13 protein-coding genes and 2 pseudogenes are annotated in these 22,231 nt (G+C 62.4%); 11 read left to right on the top strand and 4 right to left on the bottom strand.

All coding sequences use genetic code 11. The features are described 5' to 3' along the window. Positions 1-102 precede the first annotated feature (102 nt). Both HNQ95_RS31815 and nadE read left to right on the top strand, forming a co-directional pair. Positions 103-402: pseudogene (locus HNQ95_RS31815) on the top strand (amidohydrolase family protein); the annotation flags it as partial. A 199-nt stretch (positions 403-601) separates the two neighbouring features. Then, positions 602-1,423: an NAD(+) synthase gene (gene nadE, locus HNQ95_RS31810; RefSeq protein ID WP_246787046.1), complete on the top strand. Its 822-nt coding sequence runs from the start codon at positions 602-604 to the stop codon at positions 1,421-1,423. 131 nt (positions 1,424-1,554) lie between these two features. On the opposite strand, the gene HNQ95_RS31805 is transcribed toward nadE, so the two are convergent. Both HNQ95_RS31805 and HNQ95_RS31800 read right to left on the bottom strand, forming a co-directional pair. Further along, the gene (locus tag HNQ95_RS31805; protein WP_246670923.1) at positions 1,555-2,739 is read right to left on the bottom strand and encodes a cyanate transporter; all 1,185 of its coding nucleotides are present in this window, start codon (positions 2,737-2,739) and stop codon (positions 1,555-1,557) included. Between the two features lie 714 nt (positions 2,740-3,453). Beyond that, positions 3,454-4,911: an aldehyde dehydrogenase family protein gene (locus tag HNQ95_RS31800; RefSeq protein ID WP_169808300.1), complete on the bottom strand. Its 1,458-nt coding sequence runs from the start codon at positions 4,909-4,911 to the stop codon at positions 3,454-3,456. A 167-nt stretch (positions 4,912-5,078) separates the two neighbouring features. Here HNQ95_RS31800 and HNQ95_RS31795 point away from each other — a divergent pair, with 167 nt between their 5' ends. The 6 genes from HNQ95_RS31795 (at position 5,079) to HNQ95_RS31770 (ending at position 11,458) form a co-directional block, all read left to right on the top strand. Then, positions 5,079-5,855, top strand: coding sequence for an SDR family oxidoreductase (locus HNQ95_RS31795; RefSeq protein ID WP_158282797.1), 777 nt, complete (start codon positions 5,079-5,081; stop codon positions 5,853-5,855). Continuing rightward, a complete protein-coding gene (locus tag HNQ95_RS31790) occupies positions 5,845-7,500 on the top strand; it encodes a thiamine pyrophosphate-binding protein (protein WP_169808301.1) in 1,656 nt (551 codons plus the stop codon). The genes HNQ95_RS31795 and HNQ95_RS31790 overlap by 11 nt, the downstream gene beginning before the upstream one ends. Positions 7,501-7,532: 32 nt before the next feature. Beyond that, a complete protein-coding gene (locus tag HNQ95_RS31785; protein ID WP_067956317.1) occupies positions 7,533-7,865 on the top strand; it encodes a cupin domain-containing protein in 333 nt (110 codons plus the stop codon). 87 nt (positions 7,866-7,952) lie between these two features. Continuing rightward, positions 7,953-8,636: a GntR family transcriptional regulator gene (locus tag HNQ95_RS31780; protein WP_208993679.1), complete on the top strand. Its 684-nt coding sequence runs from the start codon at positions 7,953-7,955 to the stop codon at positions 8,634-8,636. A 95-nt stretch (positions 8,637-8,731) separates the two neighbouring features. Continuing rightward, positions 8,732-9,970 (top strand): diaminopropionate ammonia-lyase, encoded by a 1,239-nt coding sequence (locus HNQ95_RS31775; RefSeq protein ID WP_312874172.1) that lies wholly within the window; start codon positions 8,732-8,734, stop codon positions 9,968-9,970. A 9-nt stretch (positions 9,971-9,979) separates the two neighbouring features. Continuing rightward, entirely contained in the window at positions 9,980-11,458 is a 1,479-nt protein-coding gene (locus tag HNQ95_RS31770) for a pyridoxal-phosphate dependent enzyme (RefSeq protein ID WP_154387371.1), read from the top strand. Positions 11,459-11,550: 92 nt separating this feature from the next. Here the strand turns inward: HNQ95_RS31770 and HNQ95_RS31765 are convergent, their stop codons facing one another. Both HNQ95_RS31765 and HNQ95_RS31760 read right to left on the bottom strand, forming a co-directional pair. Then, complete coding sequence (locus HNQ95_RS31765; protein ID WP_154387370.1) at positions 11,551-13,893, bottom strand: xanthine dehydrogenase family protein molybdopterin-binding subunit; 2,343 nt, start codon at positions 13,891-13,893, stop codon at positions 11,551-11,553. Position 13,894: 1 nt separating this feature from the next. Then, positions 13,895-14,383, bottom strand: coding sequence for a (2Fe-2S)-binding protein (locus tag HNQ95_RS31760; RefSeq protein WP_067956321.1), 489 nt, complete (start codon positions 14,381-14,383; stop codon positions 13,895-13,897). Positions 14,384-14,833: 450 nt separating this feature from the next. Here HNQ95_RS31760 and HNQ95_RS31755 point away from each other — a divergent pair, with 450 nt between their 5' ends. The 3 genes and pseudogenes from HNQ95_RS31755 to HNQ95_RS33885 all read left to right on the top strand — a co-directional run. Further along, a complete protein-coding gene (locus tag HNQ95_RS31755; RefSeq protein WP_182576129.1) occupies positions 14,834-18,580 on the top strand; it encodes a hypothetical protein in 3,747 nt (1,248 codons plus the stop codon). Positions 18,581-19,495: 915 nt separating this feature from the next. Then, complete coding sequence (locus HNQ95_RS31750) at positions 19,496-20,959, top strand: pyridoxal phosphate-dependent decarboxylase family protein (protein ID WP_154387367.1); 1,464 nt, start codon at positions 19,496-19,498, stop codon at positions 20,957-20,959. A 733-nt stretch (positions 20,960-21,692) separates the two neighbouring features. Next, positions 21,693-22,056, top strand: a pseudogene (locus HNQ95_RS33885) (CusA/CzcA family heavy metal efflux RND transporter); the annotation flags it as partial. Positions 22,057-22,231 lie beyond the last annotated feature (175 nt).

Below are 22,231 nucleotides of genomic sequence, written 5' to 3'. Positions count from 1 at the left end.
CATTCGGGGAGCTCCACTGAAGGTTGGTTGGCTTCGCAACCCCAGCTTCTCAGTCCCTCCTCGAATGAACAACCTTCATAGCTTCGACAGCTAGGCACCGACGGCACCCGCGATTTGTGGTCGCCCTTCGGCGATGGCGACATGCTGCGCGTCGCGCATCAGTTCGCACGGTTGAGCGGTCTGCGCCATGACGACAAACTCCTTGCTGCCGTGGAACTGGCAACCAAGGGCGGCGCGCATTTTGTCGGACGCGACGTGCATGACCTGGTCGCGGGTTCGCGCGCCGATATCGTGCTGGTCGATGCCGAAAACGTCTCCGATGCGCTGATCCGTTGCCCCCCGCGCAAGCTGGTCATTTCGGGCGGACGCATCGTCGCCCGCGACGGCGACGTGCTGGTCTGAGCCCCTCGCACTCCGAAATGACCAGAACAGGCCGCGTCAGCTTCCCCAGAGGGCTGCGCGGCCTCGGCTCGTGAAAGTCCGGCAAGTCGGCAATGCCTTCTCGATGTAGGGGCATTGACACTGCCGGTACTTCGCGAATTACCTGCGCGACCTTCTTTCGCCAAAAGCTGGTACTGCCAGACCACAACGGGGAGCGCGCATCGTGCTTGAGCTACAGGCTGACATCATCCGGACCCTTGGGGTGGCTTCGGTCTTCGACGCCGGTGCGGAGACCGAGCGGCGCATCACGTTTCTGGCCGACTACCTAAGGGCATCCGCGATGCGCGCCTATGTCCTTGGGATCAGCGGCGGTGTTGACTCCCTGACTGCTGCGATGCTGGCGCAAGCCGCCGTCCGGCGCCTGCGCGACCACGGTCATGAGGCGCAATTCATCGCCGTTCGCCTGCCCTATGGCATCCAGGCCGATGAGGCCGATGCGCAGACTGCGCTCGATGCGATCGGCCCGGACCGCACGGTGACGATCAACATCAATCCGGCGGCGGACGCCATGTTGGCGGACGTCCGTCGTGATGCAGGTGACCTCTTCGAGCCGGCCCGGCTGGATTTTCACCTGGGCAACATCAAGGCTCGCCAGCGCATGATTGCGCAATATGCGCTGGCGGGTGCCGTGCGCGGCCTGGTGATCGGAACCGACCATGCGGCAGAGGCGCTGATGGGGTTCTTCACCAAGTTCGGCGACGGGGCTGCCGACATCACGCCACTTCAAGGTCTCACGAAGCGGCGCGTTCGCGCGATCGCCGCGCATCTTGGCGCACCGCAGACACTGATCGAAAAGGTGCCTACTGCAGACCTCGAAAACGATGCGCCGCTGCGGCCCGATGAAGAGGTGTATGGCGTAACATACGACAACATCGACGACTTTCTGGAAGGCAAATCGATTGCCGAACCTGCTCGCCAGCGGATCCTCGCGATGCATCTGGCGACAGCGCACAAACGTGCCTTGCCGGTCGCGCCGGAATAAGCGCTTACCCGACCCCATTCTTTGTTGAATGCGCTGTTGGTGGTGCTTGTGGCTAGCGGCCAAAAGCGTGCTGCAGATCCATCCTCCGAACCGTGCTTCCGGGCGTCACCGGAAGGCAATGCGCTGTCAAACTAGGCAGCCGCAGAGGGACTGGATCGATATGGTTCGATCGGCTCCATGACCTCGCCGTAACGGCTGGGATCGAAACGGAAATAGACGAGCGCGCTTGCGGTTACGAGCATGGCGTGCATGACCCAGCCGGTCGCGAAACTCCCAGTAAAACCATGCATCAGTGCCATGGCGTAAGGTCCCAGCGCCGCGATCAGGAACCCGCCCCCTTGCATGGCCGCGGCAAGTGCGCCCGCCTGATCTGGGCGGGGCAGATGGTCGAGGGCGGTTACCATGGCGAGCGCGAAGCTGCCGCCGAGGCCCACGCCACAGAGTGCGACCCATAACCAGGCGCAGGGTGCTGGAAGACATGCCAGGCCCAGGAAGCCTATGATCTGGACGGCGGCCGTAAACAAGAGCCAGGGTCGCCGATCGTTTGCGCCGCGGGCCAGGAAAGGCAGGCCGAAGGCCGAGACCGCCTGGCACAGTGCCATGATGGCTACCAGGTTGCTGCTTTGCGAATTCGTCCAGCCCTGGGCCTGGTAGTAGGGTGCAAGCCAGGCCACCATCGACGAGTAGCCGCTGTTGACCAGCCCGAACGCCGCGATCAGTGCCCAGGTGCGCGGGCGCAGCAGAAGCAGCCTTGTCATCGGCCTGGCAGGTCCCGTCGCTTTCGCATTGGCGAGGACGCGGGAGGCGGCCAGCAACGCCACGAAAACGGGCGCCGCCAGCCAGGCGAGAGCCGCCCGCCAGCTGTATCCTGCATTTGCCAACGCAGGCATCAGCCGCGCGCCAACCGCGCCGCCGGCCATGATCATGGCCGAATACAGTCCGGTGACCGTCGGTACGCTTGCAGGGAAGCGAGCTTTGATGATCCCGGGAAACACGGCCTGGACGAAGGCGACGCCCGCACCGCACAGAATGGCCGTCAGGATCATCGTAGCGTCATTGAAGGCGACGAACCGCAGCAAGGACCCCGCCATCAGCAAGGCGAGTGCTGCCAGCAACCCTTGCCGTGTTCCGACCATGGCCTGAATGGCCGGCGCGACAAAGGCACCGATGCCCATGAGCGCCATCGGCAGCAAAGTGAGCAACGAGATGCCGGCATATCCCATGCCGGTGTCTTCGACGATGGACGGGAGCAGGGTGGCTGGTGCGGTGATGAAGGGTCGTAGATTGACGCCGATCATTACGACGAGGGCGAGCATCGTCCATCGTTGGTTTGTCCACGCAGTCTTGGTCTTGTCCATTTGCGTGGGCTATCCCTCGGCAGCCGAACGTGCCGTCCTGGAGCGGTCGAGGTCGTCGGCGTGTTGATCAGCATCTCGACGATCCTGGCATGCCGTTCGCTGCCACAGGATGATCGCCACATAGGCTGACGGTTAGCCGTTGTGCGCCGCATGCGCCAATTAGATGTTTTCATGGCCAACATGCGCACTCCCAATGGCAGGCATGACCACGCCGCACGACTGGAGCGGGACCATGGGGCGAGGAGATCGAACTTACGGGAAAATCCGCTGTGGTGTGCGGTTCGTTGCGAACGAGTCTCACTCGATGATCTCGCGGCCAGCGCCAAGTTCTCGTCGATTTTCCACGGCGAATTGTTGAGGTTATGCAGAAGTTTACGTTGTATTTCCTTACCAATATGAACAGGGATTTCGGGAACTTCGAAACCTGTGCAGGGGGCTGATGAGTCTGCGGCGGCGCTGCCTCCCGTAGCCGGTGACGGTTGACTTTGGCACCGAGGAGGAAGTCTCGTATGGCTTGTCCGACGCTGCTCGCCGGCGGCCGGGCACCGAGCACTTCTGCCGCCGCCACTGAGAAAGCAGCCTCTGCGGAGCCCGTACGGTATGGCCCAGCGCCGACACACTTTCTGAAGGTTTGTGACGGCTGATGGACCCACCGGCCGTCGGGGGGGGCAGTTAGGCAAGCGGATGATGGATCGCGAAGTTCTTGACCTGCTGGTAGGCGCTAAGCGCCTCGAGACCCTTTTCACGGCCGAAGCCCGACAGCTTGAAGCCGCCAAAGGGAAATTCGACATCCAGGCCGACGCCGAAGGCGTTGATCCACACCTGGCCGACACGCAGCTTCTCGCCGACGCCGAGGGCCTTGTTGATGTTGGTGGTGTGGATGCCGGCGACAAGACCAAAGGGCGAGTCATTGGCACCGGCAACGGCTTCTTCAGCGGTGTCGAACGGAATGACGGTCAGGATCGGCCCGAAGATTTCCTCACGTGCGATCTGGGTGCTGTTGTTGGCTCCTATAACCAGGCCCGGCCTGACGAAGGCGCCCTCGGCGAGTGAAGCCGATTTCGGCAGGTCGGCGCCGAGCAGCAGTTCGCCGTCCTTGCGGGCGATGTCATAATAGCGCTCGACATCGTTCTTGTGTGCCCTGCTGATCAGCGGCCCCATGTCCGGATCGTCGACGCCGGCGCCGAGCGTCATCGCGCTGATGCGGGCATGCAGCTTGTCGACGACGCGGTCGTGGATCGAGCGCTCGACGAACAGCCGGGTTCCGGCGTTGCAGACTTGGCCGCAATGGGTAAGGAAGCCGCCGGCGACGATCGGCAGCGACTTGTCGAGATCGGCGTCGGCAAACAGGATCTGCGGTGACTTGCCGCCGAGCTCCATGTTGCAGGGGATGGCGTGCGAGGCGGCGGCGACCAGTACGCGCTCGCCTGTCGGCACGGAGCCGGTGAAGGTAATCTGGTCGACCCCTTTGTGGCGGGCGAGCAGGTCGCCGGCAACGGAACCGCGGCCGTTGACCAGATTGACCAGGCCCTCGGGCAGGCCGGCCTCCTGGCATATCTTCATGAATTCATAGGCCGTGACGGGCGTGTCGGCCGACGGCTTGATGATGACGGCACAGCCGGCGGCAAGCGCCGGCGCAACGCCGCGGGCGATGAGCTGGAAGGGGTAGTTCCACGGAATGATGTGGAGGCTGACGCCGATCGCCTCCTTGACCGTCCAGTCCGACCAGTCGGGCCCAAGCGGGATCGAGCTGCCATGCAGCTTGTCGGCGGCACCTCCATAGAATTCGAAGAAGCGGGCCGAGCAGTCGACCTCCCAATAGGAGTCGCGCAGGGGCTTGCCGCTGTCGATGCTTTCCTTGCGGGCGATCTCGTCGCGCCGCTGCAGCATCAACTCGCCGATGCGGTGCAGGATGCGACCACGCTCGAACGGACGCATGCGCCGCCAGGGTCCATTGTCGAACGCCTCGCGCGCCGCGGCGACTGCCATGTCGACTTCAACTGCTCCGGCACGTGCGAACTCGGCGACCAGCACGCCCGTTGCCGGGTCGAAAGACTGGCCGACGCCGTCGGAGCCTTCGTTGAGAACCTTATTGCCGACGACGATTGGAATGTAGGCGCGGTCAGTCACGTGAATCTCCATGGGTTGGGCATTCTGCTCGCTGCCGGATTGGCAACTTTTCCATCATGGTTGTATGCAAAATAAAAAAGATTGTCTACAGTAATTGACAACGTGTTTACACGCTGGTAGCCAGAATTCATCGACAGACGGGAGTGAGGGGCCAAATGGAGCTTGGTTTGAAAGGTAAGCGCGCGCTGGTTACAGCCGCTTCCCGCGGGCTTGGCAGAGCCTCTGCCCTGGCGCTGGCCGCCGAGGGTGCGTGGGTTGCCGTCGCGGGACGCAACACCGAAGCGATGCAGGATCTTGTGCGCGAACTGCTTGATGCGGGTGCAGCCGATGCAATTGCGGTCAAGATGGACCTGACGGACCGTACGACGCTCAAGCCGGCGGTCGACGAGGTGGTGGCCAATTTCGGTGGCCTCGACATTTTTGTCGGCAATACCGGCGGTCCTGCTGCCGGACCATTCCTCAGCGTTTCACGCGATGGATGGGAGCAGGCGCTGAACGAGAGCCTTCTGCCGCTTGTCGAGCTCTCTCACGCGGTGCTGCCGCATATGCAGGCCGGCGGCTGGGGCCGCATCATCTTCATTACGACGGTCGGCGTGAAGGTGGTCCAGCCCAACATGGTTCTGTCGGACTCGGTGCGCCTGGCTGTGGTCGGCCTGGCCAAGTCGCTGTCCATCGAGTTCGCCCATGAAGGCATCATGGTGAACTGCCTCTGTCCGGGGCCGTTTGCCACCGACCGCATGGAGTATCTGATCCAGTCGAGCATGGATCGAGACGGTCTGGACCGTAAGGCGGCGGAAGCGCTGTGGCTTGAAGAAGTGCCGGTCGGCAAGTTCGGCGACCCCAATGATTTCGGCGCGATTGTCGCCACGCTCGCCTCCGAGCGGGCCGGTTTCATTACCGGCACGGCCATCGCCCTCGACGGAGGAAAATCTCGTGCTTACTAAGAACCAGTCCGCCAAGAGCGCAACCATGGACGGCGGTGCAGCCGTCGTCGCCTGGCTCAAGGCCGTCGGCGTGCAGAACATCTTTTCCGTTTCGGGCGGGCCGATCAATTCGGTTTATCGTGCCTGTGCGCATCAGGGGCTTCCGCTCATCCATGCCCGCCACGAGGCCGCAGCCTGCTTTATGGCCGAGGCCCAGTCGCGGGTCACCGGCAAGGCCGGTGCTGCGGTCGTCACGCTCGGACCCGGCGTTACCAATGCGGTTACGCCAGGGCTCGTCGCCATGCTCGCCGGCACGCCGGTCATCATCGTCGGAGCCCAGGCCGGTACCAAGTCGGCCGAACGTGGCGCCGGAATGGCCTATGATGTCCTGCCGATCATGAAGGGGGTCACCAAATGGGCTGCGCGCTGCACCGATCCGAACCGGCTGCAGGAATATCTCGACATTGCCTGGCGCAAGATGTGGGCCGGTCGGCCCGGTCCTGTGTTCCTCGAGGTGCCGACAGACATTCTGTCGACTCCGCTGAGCACCGAGGTGGCGAGCGCCTGTCCGCCGATGCCCGGCATTGCCGGCGTGCCCGCACGTGATGCCGACGCAGCGCGCACCCTGCTGGCGCAGGCCAAGAGACCGCTGCTTGTCCTTGGCGATGAATTGTTCTGGGACCGCACCGATCGGATCACGGAAGTGGTCGAAAAGCACGGCCTCGCATTCGCCACGATGCGGCTTGCACGCGGCATCGTCGATGAGCGGCACCCCAGGTGGATGGGACCTGCCTACGCGCCTTGCAATGCAACGCTGCGAAGGGCGATGAAGGAAGCGGACTGCATTTTGCTGCTCGGCCATCATTTCGAATTCGATCTCGAATTCGGCGACACGGTTGGCCAGGACGCCCGCATCATTCAGGTCTGTTCCGACCAGGAACTGCTGCATCGCAACAAGCAGGCCGATATCGCCATTGCCGCATCGCCTGCAGCCTTTCTCGACGTCGTTGCCGAGATGTCACCTTTGCAGATCGATCGGCTCTGGAGCGACGGCCTGGTCACGGCCTGGCAGAGCGAGCGCGAAAGCCAGTTGGGCGAGGGCGATGCCACAGGCATTCACCCAGTCGCTGCGATAGATGCGGTAAGTGCTGCTGCGCCCGACAATGCGATCTTCGTCACCTCGCATGGCAATATCGACTTCTGGGCGGATGCGCGGCTGCGTGTTCCGGCAGTGGGCCGTTATCTCCGCGCCGGCCAGTCCGGAGCCCTTGGGGCCGAGGTTCCCTATGGCGCGGGCGCGTGCTTTGCCGATCCGGATGCGCCGGTAATCGTGTTCGTCGGCGATGGTGGCGTTGGATTCCACATTTCGGAACTCGATACCGCCGAACGCTACGGTCGGGCATTCATCATTGTCGTGCTCGACGATGAGATGTGGGGGGCGATCGCCCTGCCACAGGAACAGAGCTTCGGTGAAACCTACGAGATGAACCTGCCACGTCGCGACTGGGCAAAGGTTGCCGAGGGACTGGGCGGGCGAGGCTATTTTGCCCGCGATGCCGATGCCATCCAGAAGGCCCTTGCCGACGCCATTGCCAGCGGCAAGCCGGCGCTGATCCAGGTGCCGGTGCGCAGCGTCATCAGCCCTTACATGGCCTACATCTCGTAGCCGTTGTTCACGAAGATATCTGGAGAGACAGCATGAACATATGGAAGAACTCTGCGGCCACGGGCATCACCCCGCCCAATCACTTTGGTGGCCTCAATGTGCTCGACATCGTGCCCTTCAAAGGCAACAATTTCTGCATCCAGCTTTCGAAAGCTCCGAAGGGTGGCGGCGGCGATCTTCATCATCACGACGACTGGGCGCAGGCGTTCTACATGGTGAAGGGCGAGATGACCTTCGACACGGGCAAGGAACGTTTCACGCTCAAGCCGGGCGAGTCCGTCCTGTTCGAGCCGGGCGACCCGCACTACACGGTCAATGAGGCGGATGAGCAGGCGGAATACCTGGTCATCACAATTCAGCAGTAAGCCTGAGCGGGATCGGTGGCGGAAAGCTTGCATCGCGTCCGCCAAGGATGCATCTAACGTCAGATGCGGCAGATCTGGGAGTAAACGGTGAGCGAAGTCATGGATGACGAGAGGGAAACCAGGCTGTCTGCGGACAACCTGATCCGCCTTCTTGAAGATGACATTCTCAACAGCGTGCTGAAGCCGGGCGACCGGCTGGACGAGCAGTCGCTTGCACGCCGCTTTGAGGTTTCGCGCACCCCGGTGCGGGAAGCGCTTCGACATCTCGCCTCAAGCGGCCTCGTCGACATCCGCAAGAACCAGGGTGCGACGGTCAAGCGGCTTACCACCGCCGAGCTGATCGAGATGTTCCAGATCATGGCGGAGTATGAGGGGCTTTCGGCCCGTCTTTCCGCCCGCCGGATGACGCGCGACGAGCTCACCGAAATGCGCAAATGGCACGACGAGTGCGCAGCGAGAGCCGAAAAGGAAGACCACGATGGCTTCTATGAAGCCAACAACCTCTTCCATGACACGATCTTCCGCGGTTCGCGCAACGTCTTCCTGCAGGTCGAGAGCCGCAAGCTGCGCAACCGGCTCAATGTCTATCGGCGTCACATCACGACGCCGCGCAAGATGGCGAAGTCCGTCATCGAGCATCGGGGTATCGTCGATGCGATCGTGGCGGGCGACGAAGAACTGGCACACAGCCTGATGCGCCAGCACGTCGATCTGCTGGCAGGCGCGGCTGCCGATGTGCTGCTCGCACTTGAGACCGAAAATCTAGAATAGACCCGGCCAAACCGGTTGGACGACGACGTCGCTTGCGGCGCGCGGAGACGCGCGCGCTGGCTCCTGGAGAGCATTGCCCAAAGGTCCGGCGCCAGATGTGCCCGGCAGAGCAAATGAGGTTCGCAATGAAGTTAGTCGAGAATCGCTCCGCCAAGCGGAACATGCCCCTCAGCGCAACGGAAGCTGCGATTGCTGGCGTTGGCGCTCCCGCGATCGTCCGTGAATTTCTTCCCGCCTTTCCCATCTATGCGCCGACACCGCTGGAGAGCCTTCCTGGTCTCGCTGCGACCCTGGGCATCGCATCTGTCGATCTCAAGGACGAAGGCCACCGCTATGGCCTGTACAGCTTCAAGGCGCTCGGCGGCGCCTATGCCGTCGCCCGCCTGGTTCGTGACCATGCAGCGCGGGTTCTCGGTCGTGATGTCGAACCGGCCGAGTTGCTCTCCGAAGCGGTCAAGCAGGTCGCAGCCGACCTCACCGTGTGTTGCGCCACCGATGGCAACCATGGCCGCTCCGTTGCGGCCGGCGCCCAGATGTTCGGCTGCCGGTGCGTAATCTTCCTGCACAGCGGGGTTTCCGTCGGGCGCGAAAAGGCCATTGCCGGCTTTGGAGCCGAGATCCGGCGGACCGATGGCAATTATGACCAGTCCGTCGCAGAAGCGAGCGAAACGGCGAACCGCGAAGGCTGGACGACGGTCTCCGATTTTGCCTGGGAGGGCTACACCGAAATCCCCGGCATGGTCATGCAGGGTTACACCTTGATGCTGGGCGAGATCTCCGCCCAGGCAAGGCAGCCTTACACGCACGTCTTCATTCAGGGGGGCGTCGGTGGTCTTGCAGCGGTCGTTGCCGGATATTTTCTGGACCGGGACGGGGCGCAGCGCCCGAAACTCATCGTCGTCGAGCCCGACAAGGCGGCCTGCCTGCAGATGAGTGCCGCCGCCGGCAAGCGGATGTCGATCGAAGCCGGTGACGCCACCGTGATGGCGATGCTCGAATGTTATGAGCCGTCGCTGACAGCCTGGGAAATTCTCGAAAAGAGTGCCGACTATTACCTCGATGTCGGTGATGGCGCGGCCGTCGATGCGTTGAGAAAGCTTGCCCGTCCCGTCGCCAACGACCCAGCGCTACGCATTGGCGAATCCGGCGTTGCAGGCCTTGCAGGACTGATCGCCGCTGCTGGCGACCCATCGATGCGTGCCACGCTCGGTCTCGACGCCGGCTCGCATATCCTTTTGATCGGCACCGAAGGTGCAACAGATCCGGAGCTCTATGAAGCGCTTCTGCATGGGGCGGCGACACCGGCATTTCACGCCCATGCTGCGGCCTTGTGAGGGACGTCGATGAGCGATCTGTTTGCAACTGATGTTGTTGACGCCGATGTGCGCGGCCGGGCTGCTGCCCGTTTCAGGCAAGCTGGCGTCAAGCTGCCGAAACTATCCGAACTGGCGCGGCCGGAGACCATCGATCCGACGGCTCTCGCTGCACTGGCCGGTATCGAACCGGATGCCGCCGACCCGCTCAACCTCTTTCGCGTTCACTGGCACAATGGGCCTGACCGGAGCGGACAGACTGAAACACCGTGCCATATCATATTGCCTGAAGCACTGACGGGCGTGCGCGCCAGGATCGTCGTTGCGGTCGGCGATCGCTTTCCGATGATTGCGGCACACAAGGTGCTGGCGGCATATGGCTGTCTGGTGCCTCGGTTGGTCACCGGACAATTCGATCTCGACAACCAGCGCGCGGTGTGGCCATCGACAGGCAATTATTGCCGCGGCGGGGTTGCGATATCGACGATCCTTGGGGCGCGCAGTGTTGCCGTGCTGCCGGAAGGAATGAGCCCCGAGCGGTTCCGCTGGTTGGAAAAATGGACCGCCGACCCGCGCGACATCCTGCGTACGCCAGGCAGCGAAAGCAACCTCAAGGAAATCTACGACGCCTGCCACGAACTGGCAAAGGATGCGCGCAACGTCATCCTCAACCAGTTCAGCGAATATGGGAACTACATCGCGCACCGCGCGGTGACCGGACTGGCGCTGGAGCGGGTCTTCAACGCCGTCAATACAAACGGCAAGCTCAGGGCGCGGGCGTTCGTCGCCGCGTCCGGCTCCTCCGGTACGCTTGCAGCAGGTGACCATCTCAAGGAACGCCTGGGCTGTCAGATCGCTGCCGTGGAAGCCACCGAGTGCCCGACGCTGCTCAACAATGGCTATGGCGAGCACAACATCCAGGGCATCGGCGACAAACATGTGCCGCTGATCCACAATGTCTTCAATACGGACTATGTCATCGGGGTATCCGAGCGTTCTCCCGATAGCCTCAACCTGCTTTTCAACCATCCGGCAGGGCGTGCGTATCTGCGCAATCACAAAGGTCTGTCGGACGAGACGATCGGCAGCTTCACCCATCTTGGCCTGTCATCGATCGCCAACATCGTGGCGGCAATCAAGCTGGCCAGATATCTGGATCTTGGTCCCGAAGACGTCGTCCTGACGGTCGCCACCGATGGTGCTGCGATGTACGAATCCCAGCTCGGCAAGGTCCTGGATGCTTCGTTCGGAGGCGTGTTCGATGCGCTGTCGGCAGCGGAAGTGTTCGGCGAGCATTTGGCGGGCGTGCGGACCGATGCAATGATCGAGCTGACGCGGCTTGATCGCGAGCGCATCTTCAATCTCGGCTACTACACCTGGGTGGAACAGCAGGGCGTATCGCTTGAGGATTTCTCACGCCGGCGCCAACAGTCCTTCTGGGACGGCCTGATGGCCATGGTTCCGGTGTGGGACGGGCTCATCGCTGAGTTCAACACCGCAGCTGCCTGAGGCTGCGGTCGAAGCTGAGTGAAGCGGAAAAGGCCGGCGGATTGCTCCGCCGGCCTTTTTTTGTTGGCCTCCACTTTGGCAGGGCGGCGGCCTCAGGCCGCCCCGCGAAGATGTTGCGAGAGCTTCCATATCGCATTGGTGTTCAGCGGTGTCGAAGAGACGCCGACGTCCAGCGCATTGGCCACCGCATTGGCGATGGCCGCCGCAGGGCCAATCGCTCCGCCTTCTCCCAGGCCTTTGGCACCCAGCGGTGTCAACGGGGTAGGGGTCTCGATATGATGAACCTCGATGTTGGGGATTTCAGGCGCCAGCGGCATCAGGTAGTCGGCAAAGCTGGTGGTCAGGGGCTGGCATTCGGCATCGTAGATGAAATGCTCGAACATGGCCGAGCCGATGCCCTGGACAACGCCGCCGCGTACCTGGCCGTCCACCACCAGCGGGTTGAGGATGGTGCCGCAGTCTTCGACCACGACAAACCGCCGCAACTTCATCTTGCCGGTCGCGATGTCGATTTCGACAACGGCGGCATGCACCGCATTCGAATAGGTGCCGTCCCTGGGGCCATCCTGGCGTTGCTCGGCTTCAAGACCCGGCTGCATGCCCTCGGGAAGCTGATCGACGTTGCGCAGCGCTGCCCGCGCGAGCTTGCGGATGGCAATGAAACGTTGTTCGGCATCGCGGACATAGGCATTGCCGTTTGACAGTTCGATCTCATCCGGCTTGGCCTGAAGCAGGTGGGCGGCGATGGCTTTCAGCTTGGCGGCGAGCTTGAGCGAGGCAAGATGCACGGCACCGCCACCCAGAGCCCCACCGCGGCTACCCCAGGTGCCTACGGAATAGGGCGTGGTCAACGTGTCGCCGTGGCGGACATAGATGTTCTCCGGGTTCACCCCGAGCGCATCGGCGGCAACCTGGGCCATCGTCGTTTCGAGACCCTGACCATGGTTTTGCAGTCCGAGGTCGATCGTGACCTCGCCGTCTGGCGACATCTCGACCCGGGCAGCGATATAGCCGGTCTCGATCGGCACGCGGCGCCTGGTGAAATCGGGCGTGCCATGCGCCGTCTGCTCGATGAAGCAGGCGATGCCGACGCCCACGCGCTTGGTGCTGGAACCGCGCGAGGCCGCAGCTTCGGTCACGTCCTCGGCCAGCAGCGCCTGCATCTGCTCGAGCGATTGCGCGTAGGAGCCTTCGTCGTAGCTGAAGCCAAGCACGTTCTTGTACGGAAACTGCCGGATCATGTTTTTTAGCCGGAAGGCAAATGGGTCCATGCCCAGTTCCTTGGCGATGTCGTCCATCAGGCGCTCCTGGGAGAACACCGCCGAGGGGCGTGCGACGCCGCGATAGGTGCCGATCGCGCATTTGTTGGTCGCGACCGCACGGAATGTCGCCTCGTAGGCCTGGAAGTCATAGGGGCCAGGCAGGACCTTGCCGACCATGCCGGGTTCGCCCGCAGAGGTGAACGGAAAGGTCGAATAGGCGCCGTTGTCTACCGTGATATCCGCCTTGAGCCCGAGCAGCCGGCCATCGGCCGAGACATATGCCTCAAGTGTGTGTTGATGGTCGCGGGCATGGATGCTTGCAATCAGGTGTTCGCGGCGGTCTTCGATCCATTTGACCGGACGTCCGGTCTTCATGGCGAGCCAGGCGACCAGGACCTCGTCGCCGAACACCTGGCCCTTGACCCCGAAGCCACCACCAACATCGGGCGCGACCACACGGATGCGGGATTCCGGCAGGTCCAGTTCCTCGGAGATGTAGGTGCGTACCAGGTGCGGCATCTGGGTTGACGACCAGACTGTGAGCACGCGGTCGGCATGGTCGTAGCTGGCGACGACGCCCCGGCATTCCATCGGCACGCCAGCCTGGCGCTGGGTGCTGTAGGTGCGCTTGATGATGTGGGCGGCCGCGGCCCTTGCCGCTTCGAGATCGCCGCCCTTCATCTGGCGTTGAACGATGATGTTGCTGGCCCAGCCGTCGAACAGCGGTGGAAGCGAGGGGTCTCGCGCCTGTGCCATGGTGCCTATGACGGGCAGGGTCTCGTAATCGACGAAGACGAGTTCGGCAGCATCCTCGGCCTTGTAGGCATCCTCGGCCAGGACCACGGCGACCGGTTCGCCGACGAAACGCACCTTGCCCTCAGCCAGCAGCGGCTGCTCGGAATACTGCATTTCTGGATAGTCCTGGTGCGCCTTCATCGACAGCCCGGCGGTATCCTTGCCGGTAAACACCCAGGTCGCATAGTCGAGATCGGCCAGCGCCGAGGTATCTATCTCGACGATGTTGGCATGTGCCGTGTCTGCGCGAACGAATGAGAGGTGGAGCATGTCGGGCAAGCGGATGTCGTCGACGTAGCGCGCCGAGCCGGACAGCAGGCGTGTATCCTCGAAGCGCTGGACGCGGGCGCCGATATGTTTGGGACGATCAGCCATCATTTCACATTCCTCCGCCAAGGCCCAGATTGACCGCCTTGCGGACGGCCGCGACGATGCCGTGATATCCGGTGCAGCGGCAGATGTTGCCGCTCATGGCTTCGCGGATCTCTTCATCGCCGGGCAGGCGCTTCTGCTCGACCATCTCTTCGACGAAAGGCACCAGCGTCATGATGAACCCAGGGGTACAGTAGCCACATTGCAGGCCGTGCTCGCTGCGGAAAGCCTGCTGAAGCGCGTGTTCCGCTGTCGGCCCGCCAATGCTCTCGACGGTCCGGATCGCTGAGCCGTCGCACTGAGCGGCGAAGGTGAGGCACGAAAGCCGCGGTGTCCCGTCGAGATGCACTGTGCAGCAGCCGCAGGCACCGTGGGCACAGCCAATATGGACGCCTGACAGGCCGAATTCCTGGCGCAGGACATCCGCAAGCAGGCGTCTGGGTTCGACGCTCAGCGTCTTGGTTTTTCCGTTCACTTCCAGGGTTATGTCGATCATGATTTGTCCAGCGCTCTGGTGCAGGCCGCCTCGATGGCGCGGTGCGTGAGTTCGGCGATCAGGCCACGGCGATAGTCTGCTGAGGCAATGTGGTCGTCGACCGGGTCGATCGAGGCGGCGAAGATGCGACCAGCCTCGGCAGCGTCGCTGACAGCGATTGGGCGTCAGGTCTCCGAGACCCTGTTTCAATGGCTGTTCCATAAATACGGACGAACAGCGGAAGTCCTCCCGGTAGAACCCTTAGTCCACATCCTGCCTCAGCACCTTCTGGCACCCATCCGGCAGGGCTGTTTTTTCGTTGAGCAGGTGAGTTCGCCGGGGGTGCTGTCCCTGTCAGGACCACCATCAACCACCCTAAAAAATGACCTTAAGGCCCGTTTCGAGACGCGCTCAACGCTCTTGAGGGGGGTCTTTCTTATTGAACAGCGCGAGAGCGCAATAGGAGACAGAATGAGTTCACGTCTGGCCGACGCCATCAGGGCGGAAGCGGAACGCATCGGGGCGGACCCCCAAGACTTCGCCACGGTCATGTCCTACGAGACAGGCGGCACCTTCGACCCTTGGCAGAAGGGTCCAACGACCCAACACGGCACCCATCGCGGCCTGATCCAGATGGGTGAGCCGCAGCGCAAACAATTCAACTACTACCGTGGAATGCCTATCGAGGACGCGGTTCGCTCCTCGGCAGACTTCCTCGTTGCCAACGGCTTCAAGCCGGGCATGAGCATCCACCAGATGTACGCCACCATCAACACCGGCAGTCCCAACGGGGGCCACAAGTCGGACGCCAATAACGGCGGCGCTTGGGGCACCTCGGACGACAAGGTGAACCACCAGATGGAAGGTCACAAGCGGAAGGCCGCGGCCCTTCTCGGGGGCTCCTATACGCCCACCGAGCGGACCCACTATCCGGACACCCAGGGCGACGTTAACCCCGACATCACCACGCACCCGGACGCGGCCCTCGGCACACAGCGCCCGGTCAATATCGTGGAGCGGAATGCCAACCCCGATCCGCAGCCCTACGACAGCTTTGGCGACGAGGTGGGTGCGGCCTTCCAGTCGCAATCGATCACCGGGCAGATGCTCCGGTGGGCCTCCGAGGGCACCATCGATCCCGGTTATCAGATCGGGCAGGATCGCGGCGTCGAGCTTGCGAAGCAGTACCCGGACACCTACCACGACTTCATCCTGTCCTCGGGCTCCGAGAATATCCTCCAACAGCGCCTCAAGTGGGCCTCGGAGGATGTCGTCCGTCAAGAACGTCTTGCCGCTGGCGATTGGTCGGCCACGGGCGCATCCCTCTTGGTGGGCGCTACGGACCCCGTAGTAGCCATTCCTTCGCTCCTCACGGGCGGCATGGCTGGTGCAGCCTATGGGGGCCTATCGGTCGCCGGTCGGGCCGCTGCGGGTGCAGCAATGGGCGCAGCTTCCAACGCTGCCATCGACTACGGCTCACAGCGGTTGTTCGATGACCCCCATGCGGACCCCCTGATGTCTGCTGGCGTCGGTGCCCTGTTCGGGGCCTTCGGCGGTGCCCTCACGCGGAGCCGTGCTACCACCTTCGAGGCCGATCTTGCCTTCGAGCAGGTGGCTCACGCCTACAAGCCCGAGCTACGTCTCGGTGTCGCTGCCCCTCCGGTGAACCTTACGGGTTCCGCTGGTGCGGCTCGAAACCCGATGGCCCGAGACAACCTCATTCCCGACGCACGGAGCCTCTCCGTCGAGATCAGGGACGAGGACGTTGCTACCGGCTTCGGCGGGTGGTTCCGACAGGGTGACGTGACGGGCCAGATGACGACCGCCAAGAACCCGCTCACCCGCCTCATCGGGCAGAACCTCTTTGAGGAGACGGCGGGCTTCAAGGATCACAGCGTCGTCCCCGACAGCGTGAACTCCCGCTTCACCGCGCTTCACAGGCAGATGCAGGGCAACTTCAATCTGGAGTACGTCCCGGCCAAGAACGCCTATATCGCGGAAGGTGGGCTGTCCCGCCTCAACATGACGGGCAAGGCGCAGCGCGAGGCCGAGTTCAACCGGCTCGTCGCGGACTACGTTTGGGAGCCCCATCCGTCCCCGGACACGAACCAGCATGTCGTCAAGGCGGCGAGCGCCCTCAAGAAGGGCATGGCCTCCTTCGCTGACGAAATGAACCAAGCCGGGCTCTGGAACGGTAAGGCCGACGCCAACTACCTGCCTCTGGTGGCGAACCATGAGCGCATCGCTCAGGTGGACACGATGTTCCACCACGAGGTTATGGAGGGGCTCATTAAGGGCGCTATCCGTGAGCACTCGGACATAGCGGACGAGCTCGCGGCGCGTATGGCCCGAGGCTATTGGGCGAACCTCCGCAAGGCGGGCTACGGGATCGAGGACGTGATCAGCAAGTCGATCCACCTCAACGACCGGGAGGGCTTCAAGTCCTCGTTCTACGACGCCCTCGACAACAAGAGCCTCCTGTCTGACGACGAGTTGGGTCAGGTGTTCGACCTCCTCTCGGGGATGATGGACGCCGCCAAAAAAACCACCGACGACTCCAAGGGCGTGGGCTACCTCAAGAAGCGGACGCTCCTCGACTACAACAAGAAGTTCTCCGTCGCGGATCGACAGGGCAACGTCCACCAGCTTCGGGTCCGAGACCTGTTCGAGGACGACGCCGAGCTTCTCTACCGCCGCTACGCGCGCTCCATGTCGGGCCGCGTGGCCTTCGCAAAGACCAAGATCATGAACCCGTCCAACGGCGACGTGATCGCGGATGGCATCCGTTCGGAGGCCGATCTGGCGAAGCTCAAGCAGTCCCTCGCGGAGAGCTACAGGCTCATGCCGGGGACCAAGCGGGAGAAGGACGCGGAACTCAACAACGCGCTTGAGAACATCGACTTCGGCTGGAAGCGTATCAACGGGATGCCGGTCTACGGCTCCGAGAAGGCTTACGCTCAGTGGGTACGCCGCGCGAAGGCGTTCCAGTTCGTCCGACTGATGTCGAACATGGGTCTCAATCAGGTGCAGGAAACGTGGAAGATCGTGTCCCTGACCGGCTTCCGGTCTGCGGTCTCGCAGATGCCGGCGATCCAATCGATGACCCGAGCCGTCATGGAGGGGAAAACCAGCAAGGACAAGCTCCTCAACGAACTCACCGACATGACCGGCATCGGTCTGGACAACCTCTGGAACCGCTACGACCTCCGCCTCACCGACGACCGTCTCGGGGCAGAGCCAGGTGGGCGTGTGACGCAGTTCGTGGACAACGTTCTGGACGCGGGCCAACGGCTCACGACCAACGTCTCGTTCATGCGTCAAATCCACGACTACCAGCAGCGGTGGGCGATGAAAGCCATCACGCAGCAGATCGCGGGAATGGCCCGGAAGGTCCGCCAGCAGGACGGGAGTTTCGATCTCTCCAAGATCAAGCAGCGGGACCTCGACCGGCTCGCCTCCATCGGCCTCGGAGAGCAGGACGCCAATCTCCTGTTCAAGAACCTCCTCGACCACTCGGAGTTCGAAGGCCGGAAGATCGTCGGCGTCAACGTCGGCAAGTGGGACGCGGATGCCGTCACCAAGTACCGGGTCTTCCTCGGACGCTACACTGACCGTCTCGTCCAGCAGAACGACTTCGGAGGGCTCTCGAAGTGGATGTCCCGGCCCGTGGCGCAACTGTTCACGCAGTTCCGCTCCTTCGTCTTCGGCGCGTTCGCCAAGTCCACGCTTTGGTCTCTAAACCACGGCGCATTCACCGATCCCCGGATGCTCGTCCTCCTCCTCGGAGAACTGGCCGCTGGCGCTGCCACCTTCATGGTGCGTCAGGCCGGTACGGCAGTCACCCAAGACGGATGGGACAGGTATTGGGAGGAGACGATGGACCCGGTGAACCTCCTCAAGAACGGATGGGCCCGCACGGCGACCGCTTCGGTGGTCCCGATGTTCCTCGATAGCCTTGCAATGTGGACCCCTATAGGGCCGCAGTTCGGTAACGCTAGAGCCTCTGGCTCCGCCACCGACGCCTTCTTCGGGTCCCCTGCGCTCGACTACATCGATGGTCTCCGAAACTTCGGAAGGGGCGCGATGAAATCCGCATGGGAGGGTGAGGAGATGTCACAGCAGCAGTTGCGCACTGCCGCTCGTCTGATGCCGTTGGGAAACTGGATACCCCTCACGGCGACCCTCGGGGCGTTGATTGAGGATAGGCCCGAAAGATGATCTGAAAGGGCCCCGTTCAAATTAGGGCGGGGCCGCCGTTGTGTTGGTCTGAATGATTGGTCTGAATGAAAGCCAACACGGAGGTGGCGGTCGTCTAACGTGTTGATTTTTCAATCAAATTTGAAACTGCTAATCCGCTGGTGGTGTGCGCAGTCTCGCGCGAAAGGGTCTCAGCATCCAGGTTCCCTGATAGCAGCCAATATTCAGGGAAATTCGCCCGATTTCACCTGCTTCCGTGATCGGACGCCGCAAAATGCCGCGACAGTTCAGTGGCTTACACCGAATTTCCCTAGGCGTTGGAACAGGGAACGTATCAAGCGGCGGCAGGGAATGCGAGGTTCGCAAACACGGAACCCCCTGTGACCTTGTGACCTTTCCCTGATCGGCGGTCGTGTGGCCACTCCTATCCCCCCCGGATGCGATGCGCGACGCTGGCAAGATTGGGAACCTTGATCTGGCAAGGATCGAGGCAAGCGGTAGGGTCGCCGCATACGGAAAGCCCTGATTGCCGCAAAAGTCGGTCGCAAATCTCCGACTTTCGCATTGGATTTTTGCGACACAAATTCCCCTTAGATTTCAGGTGGGCCGATCTATCGCAAAACTTAGGCAATCTGCGGCACGCGCCGGCTGTTGAGCCGGCGCGTGCCGGTTTTCTCAGGCGCGATGCACAGCCACTTTAGCGGCAGGCCTAGGTGCAAGCTCGTCATACGAGACTTCTTCCTGCATCGTCGCAAGCTGCCAAGAATAACCGAATGGACCGCTGAACTTGGCAACGCGACCTTGACACCTCGACACGGGCGAATGTCATATGATGACACTGCTCTTCGACGGTATCGAGGCCGAGATGAGCGAGGAAGAGCTGGCGCTTTCACGTCCGGCTCCCAGTTCCAGGCTGTGGCGTAAGGGACGCGGGCAATGGACCGGATGCCGAAGGAAGAAACACTCGATCCTTCCGACTGGTCGGAGGTCGCCACCCTGTTGCATCGTGTCGTCGACGATGCGATCGGCCATCTCCGCGACGTGCGCGACCGGCCGGTCTGGCAGGCCATGCCCGCGGACGTGCGGGACATCTTCCGCACCCCCCTGCCGACCGGCGCTACGCCGCTCGACGAGGTCTATCGTACGGTCGTCGACGCCGTGATGGCCTATCCTATGGGCAATATCCACCCGCGGTTCTGGGCTTGGTACATGGGCTCCAGCAATTTCACCGGCGCGCTCGGCGATTTCCTGGCCGCGATCCAGGGCTCCAACGTCGGCGGCGGCAACCATGCCGCAGCCCTCATCGATAGGCAGGTCGTCAACTGGTGCAAGGAGATGCTGGGCTTTCCGGCGGAGGCCAGCGGCACGCTCGTCAGCGGCGGCTCGATGGCGAACCTGATCGGGCTGACCGTTGCGCGCAACGTCAAGGCCGGAGTGGACGTTCGCGAGCATGGCGTCGCGGCCATGCCGCAGCCGCTGCGCTTCTACGGGTCGGATCAGATACATTCGTGCCACCGAAAGGCCGTGGAGGCGCTCGGCCTCGGCAACGGTGCATTGATGCGCGTCGGCACCGACGCAGCGCTCCGATTGGACATAGCGGAGCTTGAAGCAGCGATCGCGGAGGATCGCGCGCGGGGCATCCGTCCCGCCTGCATCATCGCGAATGCGGGCACGGTCAATACGGGCGCGATCGACGACCTTCCTGCGCTCGCCGACCTTGCAGCGCGCGAAGGGCTCTGGCTTCATGTGGACGGCTGTGTCGGCGCACTCATCGCGATTGCGCCGGAAAACCGGTATCTGGTCCGCGGCATCGAACGTGCCGATTCCATAGCTCTGGACCCGCACAAGCTGCTGCATGCTCCGTTCGAAGCGGGATGTGCGCTGGTCCGCGATGCGGCCGCACACCGCGGCGCCTTCGCGACGACGGCCGAGTATCTCGAAACAGCGCCGCGCGGCTTGGCGGCGGGCGGCTGGCTTTCCGACTACGGCTTGCAGACCTCGCGCGGTTTCCGGGCCCTAAAGATATGGATGGCGCTGAAGGAACATGGCGCCGCGAAATTCGGGCGGCTGATAGACCAAGCTATCGCGCAGGCTCGCCATCTCGCACAAAGGATCGAAGCCGAGCCGAAGCTGGAACTGGTCGCGCCGACCATTGTCAACATCGTGTGCTTCCGCTACCGGCCGCACGATGCCGATGCGCCCCGGCGAAAGGACATCAACGTCGAGATCATGCTACAGCTACAGGAAAAAGGCATCGCCGTCGTGTCCGACACGACCGTCCACGGCGAGCATTGCCTGCGTGCCGCGATCGCCAACCACCGTACACGGCAGGAGGATCTGGATCTTCTCGTGCGGGAGGTGATTCGCATAGGCGATCGCCTGCACACAGCAACCCCTTGAAAGGGGTTTTCACCCAGCACGTACGTCAAATGGTTGGCCAATTCGAGTTATACAACTGCCAATCGACTGCCGTCGCTTCAACCGTAGACCTCCCAGCAGTGACAATGGCCACAGGAGCCAATTTCTCGCTTGCCTGCCGCCCACGTAGCAGGTGGACCATCCAAAGCTGACTACTGAGGAATCGGCGCTTCGCAAGCCATGCTACTGTTGAAGGACATAGGGCCAAGGTACTCCTCAGGGAGTAGGCACTGCACCTTGACACCAACGATATCGTCCCACCCGTTGGTGATGATGTCTCTCGCCTTCTCCTGATCCTTGAGTGTCGGAAATACCGGGTCGACATCGTCCCCTTTATGGTTGAGCTGTTGGGCCCCTTCCCGCAATTCGATAGGGACGGTTCCACTACCGATCCGTTCAGGCCGCCGACGATTTCGGGGCGTTCGGCAAAGAGCTGCGGACAGGGCAGCGCTCCGAGCATCACGGCGGTGGGTGCCGCTGTCGGGCACGCCGAGCGTCAGCATTGGCACGAAGGATACGGTATGACCCTTGAGGCTAGAACATTCTGGGCCATGAATGTCGCGTTCCTGGTCTGTCCACCCAACAACCCATGCCATGAGTGGCTAGCCACAGGCATAGACAAACAAAACAGCGGGCTGGGCAGCGACGCCCGATTTCGGTGCGATACCAATTCGTGATTCGGACTCAATGAACACAGGCACTTTTTGGCGTTTAAAACGCACGGACCATGCCGATCCACGCCCGCATCGACATGCTGTCTACTCCAGGAGGCGTCAAAGTATACCGCACCGATCTCTCGGACATTGAAAAGTCACCCGCCAGACCGAAGCGGTCCTGCTGTCGGTCCCGGGAACTTCCAGCGCCTATGCCGAAAGGATGGTTGGCGGCTAATACCTCGACATCATTCCTGACCGAGTTGCCCCTGGCCGACATGGCCCGATCGGCCACGTCCAAAATGTCATCTCGATGGCGCTAGTGCGACGATCATTACGTCTACCGTCGACGGATGGGAGCGCTACGGTGTCTCGATACGATACCCCCGTGCGCTTCGCAGCGATCCAGACTCCATTGCGCGCGAAGGCGCGCTGCCGAGCGAGTGTGGCGTCGGCAAACGCGGCCGGAACCGCCGGTTCGACTTCGCTACGCTTGCGGATATAGAGCTAGGTGACCGACTCATAACTACGCAACCAGATGCGGATTGAAGCAAGCTGGACGGAAGCGAGGAAGTTGTCGTCGCGCTTGTCGTAGCGGGTG

It is taken from the genome of Aminobacter ciceronei, from assembly GCF_014138625.1.
GTDB classification, from domain to species: Bacteria; Pseudomonadota; Alphaproteobacteria; order Rhizobiales; family Rhizobiaceae; genus Aminobacter; species Aminobacter ciceronei.
Note: the sequence above shows the minus strand (reverse complement) of the source record. Positions and strands in the feature narration are given on the sequence as shown.